Source organism: Cellulosimicrobium sp. SJTW-1 (assembly GCF_047716875.1).
Taxonomy (GTDB): Bacteria; Actinomycetota; Actinomycetes; order Actinomycetales; family Cellulomonadaceae; genus Cellulosimicrobium; species Cellulosimicrobium funkei.
This window is the reverse complement of record NZ_CP136680.1, coordinates 2,207,393-2,225,405: the sequence shown is the minus strand read 5'-3', so window position 1 is coordinate 2,225,405 and position 18,013 is coordinate 2,207,393. Positions and strand designations below refer to the sequence as shown.

Genomic DNA, 18,013 nt, shown 5'->3' with positions numbered 1-18,013 from the left:
CATGTTTCGCATCGGCCTGACCGGAGGAATAGCGGCGGGGAAGTCCGTCGCGCTCGCCCGCTTCGCCGAGCTGGGCGCGGTGGTCGTCGACTACGACGCCCTCGCGCGCGACGCCGTCGCGCCCGGCACCGTCGGGCTCGACGAGGTCGTCGAGGCCTTCGGGCCCGAGGTCCTCGGTGAGGACGGCGCGCTCGACCGGCCCGCGCTCGGGCGCGTGGTGTTCGGGGACGACGCCGCGCGCGAGCGGCTCAACGCGATCGTCCACCCCGAGGTCCGTCGGCTCGCCGCCGAGCGCGAGGCCGCGGCCGGTGCGGCCGACCCGCGAGCCGTCGTCGTGCACGACATCCCGCTCCTCGTCGAGACGGGCGACCCGGCGCGGTTCCACTGCGTCGTGGTCGTGCACACGCCCGAGGACGTCCGGGTGGACCGCCTCGTGACGTCGCGGGGGCTGAGCGAGGAGGAGGCGCGCGCGCGGCTCGCCGCCCAGGCCGACGACGCGGCGCGCCTCGCGGCCGCGGACGTCACCCTCGACGGATCGGGCGACCCCGACGCGCTGCGCGCGCAGGTCGACGCGCTCTGGGCGCGCGTGCGCGCGGAGGTCGACGCGGAGGCGCTCGCGGAGCTCGAGGAGCGCGAGGCGTGACGGTCGTGGTGAGCGGCTTCGAGCCCTTCGGCGGCGACGCCACGAACCCCTCGTGGGAGACCGCCCAGCTCCTCGCGGAGCGCGGCGAGGAGCTCGTGGGGGACCGCGTGGTCGCCGTCCGGCTCCCCGTGACGTTCGCCGGGGCGTGGCCCGCGCTCGACGCCGTCGTCCGGGAGCACGACCCGGCGGTTGTCGTGGCGCTGGGGCTCGCGGGCGGCGCCGGGCGCGTGCGCCTCGAGCGCGTGGCCGTCAACGTGCGCGACGCCCGGATCCCCGACAACGCCGGGGCGCAGCCGGTCGACGTGCCCGTCGTGCCGGGGGCGCCCGTCGGCCACTGGTCCACGCTCCCGCTCAAGGCGTCGCTCGTCGCCGTCCGGGAGGCCGGTGTCCCCGTAGAGGTGTCCGGGACGGCCGGCACGTACGTGTGCAACGACGTGTTCTACGCCCTCATGCACCACTGGGGCTCCGTGCCGGGCCGCCGCGCGGGCTTCGTACACGTGCCCGACGCCGGCGCGGTGCCCGTCGAGGACCAGGTGACCGCCGTCGCGGCCGTCGTGCGGCAGGCGCTCCTCGGCGCCCCCGAGCCGCGGGTCGCCGCGGGCACCGAGAGCTGAGCGGGCGCCGGGGGCCGGCAGGTCGCCCCGCCGGCCCCGGCGCCGCAGACCGTCAGCTCGCCGCGCGGCGACGGGCGACGACCACGAGCAGCGTCGCGCCCCCGGCGAGCAGGAGCGCCGCCACCACGGCGAGCACGACGACCGAGGAACCGGTCGAGGCCAGCCCGCCCTCCGGCGTGGACTTGCTGCTGGGGGCCGCCGACGGCGTCGGGTCCGTGCTCGCGACGGGCGTCGCCTGCGGAGCGGGCGTGCTCTCCGCGGCGGGCTCGCCCGGCACCTCGGCGCCGGGGGTCTCGGTGGTCGTCGGAGGCGTCGTCGTCTCGGTGCCACCCGGGGTCGGGGTCTCGGGCGTCGGCTCCGGCTCCGCGGCGACCGGGACCGGCTCGCACGGGCCCGCGAACGGGTAGTTGTGGTGCTCGATGCCGGCCCCGCCGGTGTACGCGACCGCGCCGTTCGCGAGGACGCGCCCGTTCGTCGACGTGGACACCGTGAGCGTCGCGTCGGCGCGCGGGACGACGATCGTGCCGGGGAACTGGTCGTTCGTGCCGAGCGCGACCTGCGTCGCGTCCGGGAACGCCCAGAGGAAGTGGGACGACAGGTACTGCGTCGCCTGGTAGAGGCGCACGCCGTCGTACGCGACGTACTGAAGGGACGGAATGCGCACCGTGGACCCGCTGACGCTGAGCAGCACCGGGCCGGTGCCCGTGACGTGCAGCTCGCGGAGCGACGCGGCACCCTCCGCGGTGAGCGCGTACCGCGCGCCCGCCTCGACGGTCAGGACGCCGTTCTCCGGGGCGACCTGCTCGGCGCCGTCGGTCGCGTCGGCGGCGATGCCGGCGACGAGCGCGGGGAGCTCGTCGTAGGGCGCGAGCGCCGCGTCCCGGCCGACACCCTGGCGCACGGACCCGTGCGTGCCGAGCGCGTTCGCGCTCTCGGTGCTCGGCGCCGAGCCCGTGATCGTGCCGCCCACCACGACGTTGCCGCCGCGCGACGCGTGGAACCCGACCTGCGTGTTCCGCGCGGTGGCGAGGTCGCCCCCGACGACGAGCATGTCGGTCCCGCCCGCGGGGGTGATCGCTGACCCGCCGCCGCCCGCGGTCCCGACGTTGAGGGAGCCGGCCCCCGCGAGGTCGGCGTCCCCGCCGACCACGACGCGGCCCTCGAGCTCGGTCGCGGTCGCGACGGTGAGCCCGCCGCCCGCCCAGATGCCGACGCCCGCGTCCTCCACCGCGGTGAGCTCGTAGACGCCGACGGGGCGGGTCGTGGCGTCCGCGGAGCAGACGTCGTCGGCGCCGACGGCGGGCGTCGCGCTCGCGGGCGCGACGAAGCCGACCGACAGGGCCAGGGTGGTGAGGGCGATCAGGGGGATTCCGCGGGGGCGCGCGGGGTGCAGGCGCATGAGGGCTCCAGGTCGAGGGGTCGTTGGCCGTGCTGACGAGAGCTGCGCGTGGGCCTCCACGCCCGTGGCCGGCCGGTCGCCGGAGCTCCACGGGCGTCGGGGAGCGGGCAGGTCGAGGGAACACTAGGGGTTCGGCACCACGCCTTCCAAATTGCGCGCGGGTGAAGTCGGGTGTATGGGGTGCGCGGCCCGGCGAGGCGCTCCCGCGAACGATGTGGGTGGCTGGACGTACCGTGGACACATGCGTCCCGTGACCGATCTCCAGCGCGCCACCGCTCCGTTCGAGGTCATCTCCGAGTACCAGCCGTCGGGCGACCAGCCCACGGCCATCGCGGACCTCTCGCAGCGCGTCCGCGCGGGCGAGAAGGACGTCGTGCTGCTCGGTGCCACCGGGACGGGGAAGTCCGCCACGACGGCCTGGCTGATCGAGGAGCTGCAGCGCCCGACCCTCGTCATGGCCCCCAACAAGACGCTCGCCGCGCAGCTCGCCACGGAGTTCCGCGAGCTGCTGCCGAACAACGCGGTCGAGTACTTCGTCTCGTACTACGACTACTACCAGCCCGAGGCGTACATCGCGCAGACGGACACCTACATCGAGAAGGACTCGTCCATCAACGACGAGGTGGAGCGGCTGCGCCACTCCGCGACGAGCTCGCTGCTCACGCGCCGGGACGTCGTCGTCGTGGCGTCCGTGTCGTGCATCTACGGCCTCGGCACCCCGCAGGAGTACGTCGACCGGATGGTGCGCCTCGACGTCGGGATGCAGGTGGAGCGCGACGACCTGCTGCGGCAGTTCGTCACGATGCAGTACACGCGCAACGACATGGCGTTCACGCGCGGCACGTTCCGCGTGCGCGGCGACACGGTCGAGATCATCCCGGTCTACGAGGAGCTCGCGGTCCGCATCGAGTTCTTCGGCGACGAGATCGAGAGCATCCAGACGCTGCACCCCCTCACCGGTGAGGTCATCCGCTCCGAGCCGAGCATCCACGTGTTCCCCGCGACGCACTACGTCGCCGGGCCGGAGCGCATGGAGCGCGCGATCTCCTCGATCGAGGCCGAGCTCACGGAGCGGCTCGACGAGCTCGAGCGGCAGAACAAGCTGCTCGAGGCGCAGCGCCTGCGCATGCGCACCACCTACGACATCGAGATGATGCGCCAGATCGGCACCTGCTCCGGGATCGAGAACTACTCCCGGCACATCGACGGCCGCGAGGCGGGGTCGCCCCCGAACACCCTGCTCGACTACTTCCCGGAGGACTTCCTCCTCGTCATCGACGAGTCGCACGTGACCGTGCCGCAGATCGGCGCGATGTTCGAGGGCGACATGTCGCGCAAGCGCAGCCTGGTGGACCACGGGTTCCGCCTGCCGAGCGCGATGGACAACCGCCCGCTGCGGTGGGAGGAGTTCGTCGAGCGCATCGGCCAGACCGTGTACCTGTCGGCCACGCCGGGCGACTACGAGCTCTCGATGGCGGACGGCGTGGTCGAGCAGATCATCCGCCCGACGGGTCTCGTGGACCCCGAGGTGATCGTCAAGCCGACCACCGGCCAGATCGACGACCTCCTGCACGAGATCCGAGAGCGGGTCGACCGCGACGAGCGCGTGCTGGTCACGACGCTCACCAAGAAGATGGCCGAGGACCTCACGGACTACCTGCTCGAGAAGGACGTGCGGGTCCGCTATCTCCACTCCGAGGTCGACACGCTGCGCCGCGTCGAGCTGCTGCGCGAGCTGCGCCTCGGCGAGTACGACGTCCTCGTCGGCATCAACCTGCTGCGCGAGGGCCTCGACCTGCCCGAGGTCTCGCTCGTCGCGATCCTCGACGCCGACAAGGAGGGCTTCCTGCGCTCGCCCAAGTCGCTCATCCAGACGATCGGGCGCGCGGCCCGCAACGTGTCCGGCCAGGTGCACATGTACGCGGACCGGATCACGCCGGCGATGGCCGCGGCGATCGAGGAGACCGAGCGGCGCCGCGAGAAGCAGATCGCGTACAACACCGAGCACGGCGTCGACCCGACGCCGCTGCGCAAGCGCATCTCCGACGTGACCGACATGCTCGCGCGCGAGGACGTGGACACCGCCGAGCTCCTGGCCGGCGGCTACCGCCAGCCGGGCAAGGGCGCGAAGGGCAAGGCCCCGGTGCCGGGCGGTCCGAAGGAGGGTGCGTCGTCGGGCAACCGGCTCGCGGGCGCGGCGGCGAGCGACCTCGCGGAGCTCATCCAGGAGCTGAGCGACCAGATGCACGCGGCCGCGGGCGAGCTCCAGTTCGAGCTCGCGGCCCGGCTGCGCGACGAGATCTCGGGGCTCAAGAAGGAGCTGCGCCAGATGCACGCCGCGACGGCCTGACCGGTTCTGGGGGACCGGCCGGGCGTCGCCGCGGGCGTGCCCGCGGAACAGTCCACGGTGGCGTGGTGTTGTCACACGAGCAGGAGCGATGGCCTATGCTGGCTCCTCGTTGAAGGGGAGTATTCCTCCGCGGTGATGTCGTCATCACGGTCGGCGCAGTCGTCGGCCCGGTGTCACCGGTCCCGCAACCACCAGCCCGCGTCTCGGACGCGCGCGCGTGGCGGTGCGTGGCGGAAGAGACCTTCGGTACTCAGTGCTACGTACCGGAGGTTTCTGCATGGACGTCCCCGTCTGGGCCTGGCTCGTCACCATCGGCGTGATCCTCGCGATGCTCGCCGTCGACTACGTCGGGCACGTGCGCACGCCGCACGCCCCGAGCCTGCGCGAGGCCAGCTGGTGGTCCGCGGGCTACGTCGCCGTCGCGGTCGTGTTCGGCGGCATCGTCTGGGCCGTGTGGGGCTCGACGTACGGCGGCGAGTACTTCGCCGGCTACATCACCGAGAAGAGCCTGTCGGTCGACAACCTCTTCGTCTTCGTGCTCATCATGACGAGCTTCCGCGTCCCGCGGCTGTACCAGCAGAAGGTCCTGCTGATCGGCATCACGATCGCGCTCGTCCTGAGGACGATCTTCATCCTCCTGGGCGCCGCGCTCATCGAGAACTTCAGCTGGATCTTCTACGTCTTCGGCGCGTTCCTGCTGTACACCGCGTGGACGCAGGTGAAGGCGGGCTCCGGTCACGACGAGGAGTTCCACGAGAACGGCGCGCTCAGGCTGACCCGCCGCCTGTTCCCGACGACGGAGACGTACGTCGAGGACAAGATGACGACCAAGATCGACGGGAAGCGCTTCATCACCCCGATGCTCATCGTCATGATCGCGATCGGCAGCGCCGACCTGCTGTTCGCCGTCGACTCGATCCCCGCGATCTTCGGCCTCACGCAGGAGACGTACCTCGTGTTCGCGGCCAACGCGTTCTCGCTGCTCGGCCTGCGCCAGCTCTACTTCCTCATCGACGGCCTGCTGGACCGCCTCGTCTACCTCGCCTACGGCCTCGCCGCGATCCTCGGCTTCATCGGCGTGAAGCTGCTCATCCACGCGCTGCACAAGAACGAGGTGCCGTTCATCAACGGCGGTGAGCACATCACCGTCATCCCGGAGATCCCGACCGCCCTGTCCCTCGGGTTCATCGTCGTCGTGCTCACGATCACCACGGTCGCGAGCCTCGCCAAGGACCGCGCCGACCGTCGACGCGAGGCCGAGATCTCGGAGGGCTAGCCACCGATGGTTCACGAACTTCCCGTCTGGTTCGAGTGGGCGTCGCTGTCGGCGCTCGCCGTCCTGCTCCTCGTCGACCTGTTCGTCGTCGGGCGCCGGCCGCACGTCCCGTCCATGCGCGAGAGCGCGCTCTGGGTCGGGTTCTACGTCGCGCTCGCGCTCGTCTTCGGGGCGGTCGTCGGAGCGGTGGGGGGCGCGGCACCGGCCGGGGAGTTCTACGCCGGGTGGCTCACCGAGTACAGCCTCTCGGTGGACAACCTGTTCGTGTTCGTGATCATCATGGCGCGCTTCGCGGTCCCGCGAGAGCAGCAGCAGCGCGTCCTCATGGTCGGGATCATCGTCGCGCTCGTCCTGCGGGGGGCGTTCATCCTGGCGGGCGCGGCGATCATCTCGCAGTTCGTCTGGGTGTTCTACCTGTTCGGCGCGTTCCTCGTGTACACGGCGATCAAGCTCGTGGCGGGCGGCGACGAGCCCGAGGAGTACCACGAGAACCGCGCCGTCCGGGCGCTGCGCCGGGTCCTGCCGCTCGGCACCCGGTACGACGGCGGCCGGCTGCGCACGGTCGAGGACGGCAAGCGGGTCTTCACGCCGCTCGTCGTCGTGTTCCTCGCGATCGGCAGCACCGACCTGCTGTTCGCGTTCGACTCCATCCCGGCCATCTTCGGGCTCACGCAGGACCCGTTCATCGTCTTCACGACGAACGTCTTCGCCCTCATGGGGCTGCGCCAGCTCTACTTCCTGCTGGGCGGTCTGCTCGAGCGGCTGGTCTACCTGCCGATCGGCCTGGCCGTCATCCTCGGGTTCATCGGCGTCAAGCTCATCCTCGAGGCCCTGCACGAGAACACGCTGCCGTTCATCAACGGCGGCGAGCACCTCGAGGCGGTGCCGACGGTCCCCATCTGGCTCTCGCTCGTGGTGATCGTCGGGGCGCTCGCGGTCACGACCGTCGCGAGTCTGCTGCGCACCCGCGCGCTGCACGCACGGAGCGAGCCGGCGGACGGCGAGGAGCCCGGGACCGTGGCGTCGTCCACGGAGGACGTCACGGAAGACGCCACGGAGACCGTGACCGACGAGGCGCCCGCCGCGGGGGAGACCCCGCCGCAGGGCGGCGGGGTCCCCCGTGGGGGTGCCGCGCGCTAGCGCGCGGCCCGGCTCAGACGCGGTCCGCCCAGTCGCCGATCACCGGCGACCACGGGCGGACCGCGCGCTGCGCGACCAGCCCGGCGCGCGCGAACGGGTCCTCGTCGAGGACCGCGGCGACGGCGTCGGGCGTCTCCCCGTCGAGGACGAGCAGCGCTCCGGCGGGCGCGCCCTCGTGGGCGGGGAGCGGACCGGAGGCGAGGAGCGTGCCCCGGGTGTGGAGGTCGGCGAGGAACGCGCGGTGCTCGGGTCGCAGGGCGTCGAGCTCGGCGCTGCGGTCGGCGTAGACGTAGGTGACGGCGTGGATCGGCATGGAGCCAGTGAACCAGGCCGTCCCGACGGCGTGCGGTCCGGTCCGCGCCTCGGCTGCGCCCCGTGCTCCCTGCCGCCCCCTACCGGCCGCACGCCACCGGCCGCCCGCTACCAGACCCGCGCTACCAGCCCCGCTCGCGCCACTCGGCGAGGTGCGGCCGCTCGGCACCGAGCGTCGTGTCGGCGCCGTGACCGGGATAGACCCACGTGGCGTCGTCGAACCGGTCGAAGACGCGCCCGACGACGTCGGACAGCAGGCTCGCGAACCGCGCCGGGTCGCGGTCGGTGTTCCCGACCCCGCCGGGGAAGAGCGAGTCCCCGGTGAACAGGTGCACCCGGCCAGGCACGGCCTCGGGCTCGGCGACGTCGTCCGGCTCGCGGTAGGCGAGCGCGACGGAGCCCGGCGTGTGCCCGCGCAGCGCCACGACCTCGAGGTCGAGCGCGCCCACCCGCAGCACGTCCCCGTGCCGCAGGCGGCGGGCGACGGGCACGCCGGACGCCGCGGCGACCGCGTCCGCGTCGGGCTCGCCGGCAGCCGACCACGCGCCCGTCGCGGCGATGACGGACGCGAGCGCCCGAAGATGGTCGGCGTGCCGGTGCGTCGTGACGACGCCGTCGAGCCGTCCTGACGGCGAGCCCGCCCGCACGAGGTCGAGCACGTCGTCGGGCGCGTCGGCGGCGTCGACGAGGAGCTGGGCACCGGTACGCCGGCACGTGAGGAGGTAGACGTCGTTCGCGAGCGCCCCGACGGCGAGCTTGCGGATCTCGACCTCGTCGAGGCGTCGCAGGTCGTGCGGGCCGCCCACGGCGACCTGTCCGGTGTACGTCATACGCCCAGTGTGCCGTCGGCTCGCGGCGGGCGGTGCGCCGCGCCCCCGGGCCGCGTGACCCGGGTCACGGCGGAGAGCCCGGACGTGGGGCGCTCGTGTGCGTTCGCCGGGTGCCGTGCGGAGGTGACGTCGAACACCTGTGCGAGTGTGGGTGGTCGGCCGTACGATGCTGCGGTGAGCAATCGCCTCGTCATCTCCGGTGCCCGCGAGCACAACCTGCGCAACGTCGACCTCGACCTCCCGCGCGACAAGCTCATCGTCTTCACGGGGCTCTCCGGCTCGGGCAAGTCGTCGCTCGCCTTCGACACCATCTTCGCGGAGGGGCAGCGCCGGTACGTCGAGTCGCTGTCCGCGTACGCGCGCCAGTTCCTCGGCCAGATGGACAAGCCGGACGTCGACTTCATCGAGGGCCTGTCGCCCGCGGTCTCGATCGACCAGAAGTCCACGAACCGCAACCCGCGCTCGACCGTCGGCACCATCACCGAGGTCTACGACTACCTGCGCCTGCTGTTCTCGCGCGCCGGGACGCAGCACTGCCCGGTGTGCGGCGAGCGCGTCACCGCGCAGACCCCGCAGCAGATCGTCGACCGCCTCCTCGAGCTCCCCGAGGGCACGCGCTACCAGGTCCTCGCCCCGGTCGTGCGCGGCCGCAAGGGCGAGTACTCCGAGCTCTTCAAGGAGCTCCAGACCAAGGGCTTCGCCCGTGCCCGCGTCGACGGCGAGGTGCGCACCCTCACGGACGTCCCGGCGCTCGAGAAGAAGCTCAAGCACGACATCGAGGTGGTCGTCGACCGCCTCGTCGCGCGCGAGGGCGTCCAGCGCCGGCTCACCGACTCCGTCGAGACGGCCCTCGGGCTCGCGGGCGGGCTCGTCGTCGTCGAGCTCGTCGACGCGGACGCGGACGACCCGGCCCGGGAGCGCCGTTTCTCGGAGAAGCGCGCGTGCCCGAACGACCACGAGCTCGCGCTCGACGAGATCGAGCCGCGCACGTTCTCCTTCAACGCGCCGTACGGCGCGTGCCCGGAGTGCACGGGCATCGGGTTCCGTCTCGAGGTGGACCCGGACCTCGTGGTGCCGGACGACGAGAAGTCTCTGCGCGAGGGCGCGGTCGCGCCGTGGGCGCAGATCTCGTCGGAGTACTTCGAGCGCGTCCTCACGGCGCTCGCGGACGACCTGGGCTTCTCCATGGACACGCCGTGGCGCGCGCTCCCCGAGCGGGCGAAGAAGGCCGTGCTCCACGGCCAGAACCACCAGGTGCACGTGCGGTACAAGAACCGCTGGGGCCGTGAGCGGCAGTACTCGACCGGGTTCGAGGGCGTCATCACCTTCCTCGAGCGCCGGCACACCGAGACCGAGTCGGACTGGTCGAAGGAGAAGTACGAGGCCTTCATGCGCGAGGTCCCGTGCCCCGTGTGCCAGGGGGCCCGGCTCAAGCCGGAGGTGCTCGCGGTCAAGGTCGGCGGCAGGTCCATCTGGGACGTGTGCCGCCTGCCCCTGCGCGAGGCCGCGGCGTTCCTCGGGTCGCTCGAGCTGGGAGCGCGCGAGCGCGCCATCGCGACCGAGGTCCTCAAGGAGATCGACGCGCGCCTCGGGTTCCTGCTCGACGTCGGCCTCGACTACCTCTCGCTCGAGCGACCGGCCGCGACGCTCTCCGGCGGCGAGGCGCAGCGCATCCGGCTCGCGACGCAGATCGGATCGGGCCTGGTCGGCGTGCTCTACGTGCTGGACGAGCCGAGCATCGGCCTGCACCAGCGCGACAACCGCCGGCTCATCGAGACGCTCACGCGCCTGCGCGACCTCGGGAACACGCTCATCGTCGTCGAGCACGACGAGGACACCATCCGCACCGCGGACTGGGTCGTCGACATCGGCCCGGGGGCGGGGGAGCACGGGGGGCGCGTCGTGCACTCGGGCGACTACGCGGGCCTGCTCGAGGCGCCGGAGTCCGTCACGGGCGCGTACCTGTCGGGGCGGCGCAGCATCCCGCTCCCGGCGCAGCGGCGCCCGACGGACCCGGGCCGTCAGATCAAGGTGGTCGGTGCGCGCGAGCACAACCTCACGGGCATCGACGTGAGCTTCCCGCTCGGCACGTTCACCGCGGTGACGGGCGTCTCCGGCTCCGGCAAGTCCACGCTCGTGAACTCGATCCTCTACACCGTGCTCGCCAACGAGCTCAACGGGGCCCGGCAGGTCGCGGGCCGCCACACGCGCGTCACCGGCCTCGAGCACCTCGACAAGGTCGTGCACGTGGACCAGGGCCCGATCGGGCGCACGCCGCGGTCGAACCCCGCGACGTACACCGGCGTGTGGGACCACGTGCGCAAGCTGTTCGCGGAGACGACCGAGGCCAAGGTGCGCGGGTACACGCCGGGCCGGTTCTCGTTCAACGTCAAGGGCGGCCGCTGCGAGGCGTGCTCTGGCGACGGCACGCTGAAGATCGAGATGAACTTCCTCCCGGACGTCTACGTGCCGTGCGAGGTGTGCCACGGCGCGCGCTACAACCGCGAGACGCTCGAGGTGCACTTCAAGGGCAAGACCGTCGCGGACGTGCTCGACATGCCGATCGAGGAGGCGTCCGAGTTCTTCGCGGCCGTGCCCGCGATCTCGCGGCACCTCAAGACGCTCGTCGAGGTCGGCCTGGGCTACGTCCGGCTCGGGCAGCCGGCCCCGACGCTCTCGGGCGGCGAGGCGCAGCGCGTCAAGCTCGCGAGCGAGCTGCAGAAGCGCTCGACGGGCCGCACGATCTACGTGCTCGACGAGCCGACGACGGGCCTGCACTTCGAGGACATCCGCAAGCTGCTCGGCGTGCTCCAGTCGCTGGTCGACAAGGGCAACAGCGTCCTCGTCATCGAGCACAACCTCGACGTCATCAAGAGCGCGGACTGGGTCGTCGACATGGGCCCCGAGGGCGGCTCCGGCGGCGGCAAGGTCGTCGCGCAGGGGACGCCCGAGCAGGTCGCGCGCGTGGAGGCGAGCCACACCGGGCGCTTCCTCGCGGAGATCCTCGAGGGGCACGACCCCGTGCCCGTCGGGCCCGCGCCGTCGGCGTCCTCCGGGGCGTCGGCGCCTGCGGCGAAGGCCGGCAAGTCGACGAAGGGCCGGTCCGCGGCGGCGCGTCGGGCGACCGACGAGAAGCCGAAGACGGGGCGCCGCAAGGCGTCCGCGGCGTAACGACGGTGCGGCGCGGGTGCGGGCTCGAACAGGCCCGTACCTGCGCGGGCCCGCACCCGCGCGGCGTGCTCGGTGCTCGCCGCGTCGGGGCCGCGCGCTCGCCGTGCCCGGCGTCAGGCGGCGGCGCGCCGGGCGGGCGCCGGCTCGACGAGCACGCGGAAGTTCACCGAGCGCGCGATGAAGCAGTGGTCGTGCGCGCGCTGGTGGAGGGTCGCCAGCGCCGCCTCGTCCGTGCCGGGTCCGTCGTCGACCACCACGCGCGGGTGCAGCGTGACGTCCGTGAACTGGCCCTCGCCCCCGGACTCGACCCGCATGGTGCCGGTCGCGTCGTCGACGTACTCGCGCACGACGACGCCCGCCGCGGCCGCGAGGTGGAGGAACCACAGCATGTGGCACTGCGACAGGCTCGCGAGGAACAGCTCCTCGGGGCTGTACCGGGTCGGGTCGCCGCGGAACGCCGGGTCCGCGGAGCCGGGCAGCGGCGGCCTCCCGTCGAGGAGCACCTCGTGGTCGCGGCTGTAGGCGGTGTAGGACGCGGTGCCGCGGTCGCCCGCGCCGGTCCAGCGGGTCGTCGCGGCGTAGCCGTGCTGTGCGCTCATGGCCGCCACCCTAACGGCCGGTGACGCGCGTCACACGGCGCCGTCCCCGCGCCACCGCGTCCGTCGTCCCGCGTCCCCGCGTCGCCCCACACCCGAGCCACCGGCGTCGGTGGCCTGACCTAGGCTGGAGAACATGGCAGATCCCGCGACGTACCGCCCTGCGCCGGGGGAGATCCCCACCTCGCCGGGCGTCTACCGGTTCCGCGACGAGCACGGCCGTGTGATCTACGTCGGCAAGGCCAAGAACCTGCGCGCGCGCCTGTCGAACTACTTCCAGGACGTCGCGAACCTGCACCACCGCACCCAGACGATGGTCACGACGGCCGCGTCGGTCGAGTGGACGGTCGTCGGCACCGAGGTCGAGGCGCTCGCGCTCGAGTACACGTGGATCAAGGAGTTCGACCCGCGGTTCAACGTCAAGTACCGCGACGACAAGTCGTACCCGTACCTCGCGGTGACGATGGGCGAGGAGTTCCCGCGCGCCCAGGTGATGCGCGGCGCGAAGCGGCCCGGCACGCGGTACTTCGGGCCCTACGGCCACGCGTGGGCGATCCGCGAGACGCTCGACCTCCTGCTGCGGGTGTTCCCCGTGCGCACGTGCTCCGCGGGGGTCTTCAAGCGCGCCCACCAGACGGGCCGGCCGTGCCTGCTCGGCTACATCGACAAGTGCTCGGCGCCGTGCGTCGGGCGCATCACGCCCGAGGACCACAAGGCGCTCGCCGAGGACTTCTGCGACTTCATGGCGGGCGACACGCAGCGGTTCGTGCGCCGGCTCGAGCGCAAGATGAACGAGGCCGCCGCCGCGATGGAGTACGAGGCCGCGGCACGGCTGCGCGACGACATCGCCGCGCTCCAGCGCGCGACGGAGAAGAACGCGGTCGTGCTCGGCGACGGCACCGACGCGGACGTGTTCGCGCTCGTGGGGGACGAGCTCGAGGCGGCCGTCCAGGTGTTCCACGTGCGCGGCGGTCGCATCCGGGGTCAGCGCGGCTGGATCGTCGAGAAGGTCGAGGACGTCACGGACGCCGAGCTCGTCGAGCACCTGCTCCAGCAGGTGTACGGCGCGGCGGAGGAGGCCGTGGCGGCGGACGCCGGGACGCGCGCCGGGCGCGACCTCGCGCGCGACGCCGTGCCGCGCGAGGTCCTCGTGCCCGTCCTGCCGCCGGACACCGACCAGGTCACCACGTGGCTCTCCGGGCTGCGGGGCGCGCGGGTCGACGTCCGGGTGCCGCAGCGTGGCGACAAGAAGGAGCTCGCCGCGACGGTCCGGGCCAACGCGGAGCACGCGCTCGCGCTGCACCGCACGCGGCGCGCGGGCGACCTCACGACCCGCAGCCAGGCGCTGCGCGAGATCCAGGAAGCGCTCGAGCTCGAGACGGCGCCGCTGCGCATCGAGTGCTACGACGTCTCGCACAACCAGGGCACGTACCAGGTCGCCTCGATGGTGGTCTTCGAGGACGGGCTCGCGCGCAAGAGCGAGTACCGGCACTTCACGGTCCGCGGCCCGGACGGCGACGGCGCGGCCGACGACACGGCGGCGATGTACGAGGTGATCTCGCGCCGCTTCAAGCGCTACCTGTCCGACCGCTCGCGCTCGGGCGAGGTCGAGCTGGACCTCGAGGCGGACGACGTCGCCGACGGGTCCGACGCCGCGGCGCGCCGGGCGGAGCGTGCCGCGGAGGCGGCGGGCTACGTGCCGCGCAGCGGCGAGGTCGACCCCGACGCGCCCGTGGACCGGCGCGCGCGCTTCGCGTACCCGCCGAACCTCGTCGTCGTCGACGGCGGCCCGCCGCAGGTCGCCGCCGCGGCGCGCGCCCTGGCCGACCTCGGCATCGACGACGTCGCGCTGTGCGGCCTCGCCAAGCGGCTCGAGGAGGTCTGGCTGCCGGGGGAGGAGTACCCCGTCATCCTCCAGCGTTCCTCCGAGGGCCTGTACCTGCTCCAGCGCGTCCGCGACGAGGCGCACCGCTTCGCGATCGCCCAGCACCGCAGGCAGCGCAGCAAGGGCATGACGGCCTCGGCGCTCGACGACGTCCCCGGCCTCGGCCCGGCGCGGCGCACCGCGCTCCTCAAGCACTTCGGCTCCCTCAAGCGGCTGCGCGCCGCGAGCGTCGAGGAGATCGCGAGCGTCCGCGGCATGGGCGAGCGGACGGCGCAGGCCGTCGTCGCGGCGCTCGGCGGCGGGACCACGGACGACCGGCCCTCGCAGGACACTCCGGCGCAGGACGAGGCCGCGGCCCGCGCGTGACGGCTGGCATGCTGGGGGCATGACCTCGGAGCCGACCCCGGACCTCAGCCCGCAGGGCCAGCCTGCCCGCGTGCCGGAGCCCTCCCCGACCACCGTCCCCAGCGGCATCCCCGCGATCGAGGCCGCGACCCACGCCCCCGAGCCGAGCGAGGCCGAGGTGCTCATCATCACGGGCATGTCGGGTGCCGGCCGCACCCGGGCCGCCGCCGTGCTGGAGGACCTCGACTGGTACGTCGTCGACAACCTGCCGCCGCGCATGATCGTCCCGCTCGTGGACCTCATGACGCGGTCCGGCTCGACGCTCGAGCGCATCGCGGCCGTCGTCGACGTGCGCGGGCGCGAGTTCTTCACCGACCTCGTCGAGGTGCTCGACCACCTGCGCCAGAGCGGCGTGTTCTACCGCATCCTGTTCCTCGACGCGTCCGACGAGGTGCTCGTGCGGCGCTACGAGCAGGTCCGGCGCCCGCACCCGCTGCAGGGGGAGGGGCGCATCCTCGACGGCCTCGCCGAGGAGCGCCGTCTGCTCGCGAGCCTGGAGGAGCGGTCCGACGTCGTCATCGACACGTCCGAGCTCACCGTGCACGACCTCGCGCGCGAGGTGCGCGCCGCCGTCGCCGACGGCACCCCCGAGACGCTGCGCATCAACGTCGTCTCGTTCGGGTTCAAGTACGGGCTGCCGCTCGACGCGGACCACGTGGTCGACGTGCGGTTCCTCGCCAACCCCTACTGGATCACCGAGCTGCGCCACCTCACCGGCCGCGACGCGCCCGTGCGCGACTACGTGCTCGGGCGCCCCGGCGCGCTCGAGTTCGTCGACCGGTACGTGAACGCGCTCGAGCCGGTGCTGGCCGGGTATCTGGGCGAGGAGAAGCGGTACGTGACCATCGCCGTCGGCTGCACGGGCGGCAAGCACCGGTCCGTCGCGATCAGCGAGGCGATCGCCGCACGCCTGCGCGCCCAGGGGCAGCGCGTCATCGTCACGGCCCGCGACCTCGGCAAGGAGTGACCGGCGCCGTGGTCAGCCTGCGCAACCCCGCCGTCGTCGCCCTGGGCGGCGGCCACGGGCTCTCCGCGAGCCTGTCGGCGCTGCGGCTCATGTCCGACCGTCTCACGGCGGTCGTCACCGTCGCCGACGACGGCGGCTCCTCGGGGCGCCTGCGCGAGGAGCTCGGCGTCCTGCCGCCGGGGGACCTGCGCATGGCGCTCGCGGCCCTGTGCGACGACTCGGAGTGGGGCCGCACGTGGAGCGCGCTCCTGCAGCACCGGTTCACGTCGGAGGGCGACCTCGACAACCACGCGGTGGGCAACCTGCTCATCGTCGCGCTGTGGGAGCTGCTCGACGACCCGGTGGCCGGTCTCGACTGGGTGGGCAAGCTCCTCGGGGCGCGGGGCCGGGTGCTCCCCATGGCGGCCGTACCGCTGCGGATCGAGGCAGACGTCTGGACGCAGGGCCGGCTCGAGACGGTCGTCGGGCAGAGCCGCGTCGCGGTCACCCACGACCGCATCGAGCAGCTCCGGCTCGTGCCCGCCGACCCGCCCGCGTGCCCGGAGGCGGTGCGGGCCGTGGAGGAGGCGGACTGGGTCGTGCTCGGTCCGGGATCGTGGTTCTCGTCGGTGATGCCGCACCTGCTCGTCCCCGAGCTCGCACGCGCGCTGCACGAGACGTCGGCGCGCCGGTGCGTCACGCTCAACCTGTCGAGCGAGACGGGGGAGACGTTCGGGCTCACCGCGACGGAGCACCTGGAGGTGCTGCACAAGCACGCGCCGGAGCTGCGGATCGACGCCGTCGTGGCCGACCCGTCCGCCGTCGAGGACACCGAGCAGCTCGCGGAGGCCGCGGCGCGCATGGGCGCCCGGCTCCTGCTGCGCCAGGTCCGTCGGGGCGACGGCACGCCGCGGCACGACGCGCTGCGGCTCGCGGCCGCCTACCGCGACGTGTTCGACGACGTCCTCGGGGACGTCGGCTCGCCCGCCCGCTGAGCCCTCGCCGCCTCCGGCGCCCGTCGTGGACCGGCGCGCGAGGGGCCCGGGCCCGGGTGCGCACCGGACATCGCGACGGCCGCCCGCGCGCTCCGGGACGCCGCCGCGACACGCTCCCATCGGTGGCAGGATGTCCCGCATGGCGCTCACGGCACAGGTGAAGGACGAGCTGGCACGACTGCGGGTGGACAAGACCTCGTGCCGCAAGGCGGAGGTGTCCGCGATGCTCCGCTTCTCGGGCGGCCTGCACCTCATCTCCGGTCGTGTGGTCATCGAGGCCGAGCTCGACACGGCCATCGCCGCGCGGCGCCTGCGCGAGACCATCGCCGACGTCTACGGCCACACGAGCGAGCTGATCGTGGTGTCCGCCGGGGGGCTGCGCAAGAGCAGCCGGTACGTCGTGCGGGTCGTGCGCGACGGCGAGTCCCTGGCCCGCCAGACGGGCCTCCTCGACCAGCGCGGCCGGCCCGTGCGCGGGCTGCCCCCGCAGGTCGTCTCCGGCGGGGTGGAGGAGGCCGAGGCCGCGTGGCGCGGCGCCTTCCTCGCCCACGGGTCCCTCACGGAGCCCGGGCGCTCGTCGGCCCTCGAGATCACGTGCCCCGGCCCGGAGGCCGCCCTCGCGCTCGTCGGCGCGGCCCGGCGCCTGGGGGTGTCCGCCAAGTCGCGCGAGGTCCGCGGGATCGACCGCGTGGTGATCCGCGACGGCGACGCGATCAGCGCGCTCCTCACGCGCCTCGGCGCGCACGAGGCGGTCCTCGTCTGGGAGGAGCGGCGCGCGCGTCGTGAGGTGCGCGGCACGGCGAACCGGCTCGCCAACTTCGACGACGCCAACCTGCGCCGCTCGGCGCGCGCCGCCGTCGCGGCGGGCGCCCGGGTCGAGCGGGCGTTCGAGATCCTGGGGCCCGACCTGCCCGAGCACCTCCGCGAGGCCGGCGAGCTGCGCCTCGCGCACAAGCAGGCGTCGCTCGAGGAGCTCGGTCAGCTCGCCGACCCGCCGCTCACCAAGGACGCCGTCGCGGGGCGCATCCGGCGCCTGCTCTCGACGGCGGACAAGCGCGCCGCCGAGCTCGGCATCCCGGACACCGAGGCGGGGCTGAGCCCGGAGCTGCTCGACCTCTGAGGAGCGCGGCCCTCCGCCCGCGACCGTCGCGCCGCGCGCCCGACGCCGCGGCGCCCGTCCCCTGGACGTCACGCACCGGCGGGACGATGGTCCCGAAGCATGGGATTCAGGTCACATGACGGAGTGGTGTTGGTATAGGCTCGTCAGTGTCAGGTGACAACGACGTGCTCCTTCGCTGACACCCCTCGTGGGCGTGGGTGGTCCCGGCTGTCGCCGTGACGGTCCACGAGCACGGAGGGTGCTGTGCCGGGATCCGGGCAGCGGGGCACGGGCGCGATCACCACCTGCGTACGACGGCGTACGTGATCGTTCGGCATCAACCGTGTGCGTC

General features: G+C 73.3%; 14 protein-coding genes. 10 read left to right on the top strand and 4 right to left on the bottom strand.

The features are described from left to right. Window position 1 precedes the first annotated feature (1 nt). Window positions 2-643, top strand: coding sequence for a dephospho-CoA kinase (gene coaE / locus RSE42_RS10165; protein WP_415296053.1), 642 nt, complete (start codon window positions 2-4; stop codon window positions 641-643). Continuing rightward, window positions 640-1,257, top strand: a complete 618-nt coding sequence (locus tag RSE42_RS10160; RefSeq protein WP_415296051.1) for a pyroglutamyl-peptidase I — start codon at window positions 640-642, stop codon at window positions 1,255-1,257. The genes coaE and RSE42_RS10160 overlap by 4 nt, the downstream gene beginning before the upstream one ends. A 52-nt stretch (window positions 1,258-1,309) precedes the next feature. Here the strand turns inward: RSE42_RS10160 and RSE42_RS10155 are convergent, their stop codons facing one another. After that, window positions 1,310-2,656, bottom strand: coding sequence for a choice-of-anchor A family protein (locus RSE42_RS10155; RefSeq protein WP_415296049.1), 1,347 nt, complete (start codon window positions 2,654-2,656; stop codon window positions 1,310-1,312). A 241-nt stretch (window positions 2,657-2,897) separates the two neighbouring features. Here RSE42_RS10155 and uvrB point away from each other — a divergent pair, with 241 nt between their 5' ends. The 3 genes from uvrB to RSE42_RS10140 all read left to right on the top strand — a co-directional run bounded on the left by uvrB (window position 2,898) and on the right by RSE42_RS10140 (window position 7,422). Then, window positions 2,898-5,006 (top strand): excinuclease ABC subunit UvrB, encoded by a 2,109-nt coding sequence (uvrB, locus tag RSE42_RS10150; protein ID WP_031315536.1) that lies wholly within the window; start codon window positions 2,898-2,900, stop codon window positions 5,004-5,006. A 277-nt stretch (window positions 5,007-5,283) separates the two neighbouring features. Then, complete coding sequence (locus tag RSE42_RS10145; RefSeq protein WP_391515581.1) at window positions 5,284-6,282, top strand: TerC family protein; 999 nt, start codon at window positions 5,284-5,286, stop codon at window positions 6,280-6,282. Window positions 6,283-6,288: 6 nt separating this feature from the next. Further along, entirely contained in the window at window positions 6,289-7,422 is a 1,134-nt protein-coding gene (locus RSE42_RS10140; RefSeq protein ID WP_415296047.1) for a TerC family protein, read from the top strand. Window positions 7,423-7,435: 13 nt separating this feature from the next. Here the strand turns inward: RSE42_RS10140 and RSE42_RS10135 are convergent, their stop codons facing one another. Beyond that, window positions 7,436-7,735, bottom strand: coding sequence for a YciI family protein (locus RSE42_RS10135; RefSeq protein ID WP_043651151.1), 300 nt, complete (start codon window positions 7,733-7,735; stop codon window positions 7,436-7,438). Between the two features lie 121 nt (window positions 7,736-7,856). Continuing rightward, entirely contained in the window at window positions 7,857-8,564 is a 708-nt protein-coding gene (locus tag RSE42_RS10130) for an MBL fold metallo-hydrolase (protein WP_415296045.1), read from the bottom strand. Window positions 8,565-8,738: 174 nt separating this feature from the next. Between RSE42_RS10130 and uvrA the strand changes: the two genes are divergently transcribed. Then, window positions 8,739-11,735 (top strand): excinuclease ABC subunit UvrA, encoded by a 2,997-nt coding sequence (gene uvrA / locus RSE42_RS10125; RefSeq protein WP_051027439.1) that lies wholly within the window; start codon window positions 8,739-8,741, stop codon window positions 11,733-11,735. 113 nt (window positions 11,736-11,848) lie between these two features. Here the strand turns inward: uvrA and RSE42_RS10120 are convergent, their stop codons facing one another. After that, a complete protein-coding gene (locus RSE42_RS10120) occupies window positions 11,849-12,334 on the bottom strand; it encodes an OsmC family protein (RefSeq protein WP_085388754.1) in 486 nt (161 codons plus the stop codon). Between the two features lie 133 nt (window positions 12,335-12,467). On the opposite strand from RSE42_RS10120, the gene uvrC reads away from it, so the two are divergent. The 4 genes from uvrC to whiA all read left to right on the top strand — a co-directional run bounded on the left by uvrC (window position 12,468) and on the right by whiA (window position 17,682). After that, on the top strand, window positions 12,468-14,582 hold the full coding sequence (uvrC, locus tag RSE42_RS10115) for an excinuclease ABC subunit UvrC (RefSeq protein WP_061267762.1): 2,115 nt from the start codon (window positions 12,468-12,470) through the stop codon (window positions 14,580-14,582). A 19-nt stretch (window positions 14,583-14,601) separates the two neighbouring features. Next, a complete protein-coding gene (gene rapZ, locus RSE42_RS10110; protein ID WP_051028082.1) occupies window positions 14,602-15,588 on the top strand; it encodes an RNase adapter RapZ in 987 nt (328 codons plus the stop codon). A gap of 8 nt (window positions 15,589-15,596) precedes the next feature. Beyond that, window positions 15,597-16,562, top strand: a complete 966-nt coding sequence (locus tag RSE42_RS10105) for a gluconeogenesis factor YvcK family protein (protein WP_198163065.1) — start codon at window positions 15,597-15,599, stop codon at window positions 16,560-16,562. Window positions 16,563-16,701: 139 nt separating this feature from the next. Then, complete coding sequence (gene whiA, locus RSE42_RS10100) at window positions 16,702-17,682, top strand: DNA-binding protein WhiA (protein WP_034655142.1); 981 nt, start codon at window positions 16,702-16,704, stop codon at window positions 17,680-17,682. Window positions 17,683-18,013: the final 331 nt, after the last annotated feature.

Excerpts from the sequence above, each read along its gene's own strand:
- coaE (WP_415296053.1), top strand. The coding sequence starts at position 2 with ATGTTTCGCATCGGCCTGACCGGAGGAATAGCGGCGGGGAAGTCCGTC.
- RSE42_RS10155 (WP_415296049.1), bottom strand. The coding sequence starts at position 2,656 with ATGCGCCTGCACCCCGCGCGCCCCCGCGGAATCCCCCTGATCGCCCTC.
- uvrB (WP_031315536.1), top strand. The coding sequence starts at position 2,898 with ATGCGTCCCGTGACCGATCTCCAGCGCGCCACCGCTCCGTTCGAGGTC.
- RSE42_RS10145 (WP_391515581.1), top strand. The coding sequence starts at position 5,284 with ATGGACGTCCCCGTCTGGGCCTGGCTCGTCACCATCGGCGTGATCCTC.
- RSE42_RS10140 (WP_415296047.1), top strand. The coding sequence starts at position 6,289 with ATGGTTCACGAACTTCCCGTCTGGTTCGAGTGGGCGTCGCTGTCGGCG.
- RSE42_RS10135 (WP_043651151.1), bottom strand. The coding sequence starts at position 7,735 with ATGCCGATCCACGCCGTCACCTACGTCTACGCCGACCGCAGCGCCGAG.
- RSE42_RS10130 (WP_415296045.1), bottom strand. The coding sequence starts at position 8,564 with ATGACGTACACCGGACAGGTCGCCGTGGGCGGCCCGCACGACCTGCGA.
- RSE42_RS10120 (WP_085388754.1), bottom strand. The coding sequence starts at position 12,334 with ATGAGCGCACAGCACGGCTACGCCGCGACGACCCGCTGGACCGGCGCG.
- uvrC (WP_061267762.1), top strand. The coding sequence starts at position 12,468 with ATGGCAGATCCCGCGACGTACCGCCCTGCGCCGGGGGAGATCCCCACC.
- rapZ (WP_051028082.1), top strand. The coding sequence starts at position 14,602 with ATGACCTCGGAGCCGACCCCGGACCTCAGCCCGCAGGGCCAGCCTGCC.
- whiA (WP_034655142.1), top strand. The coding sequence starts at position 16,702 with ATGGCGCTCACGGCACAGGTGAAGGACGAGCTGGCACGACTGCGGGTG.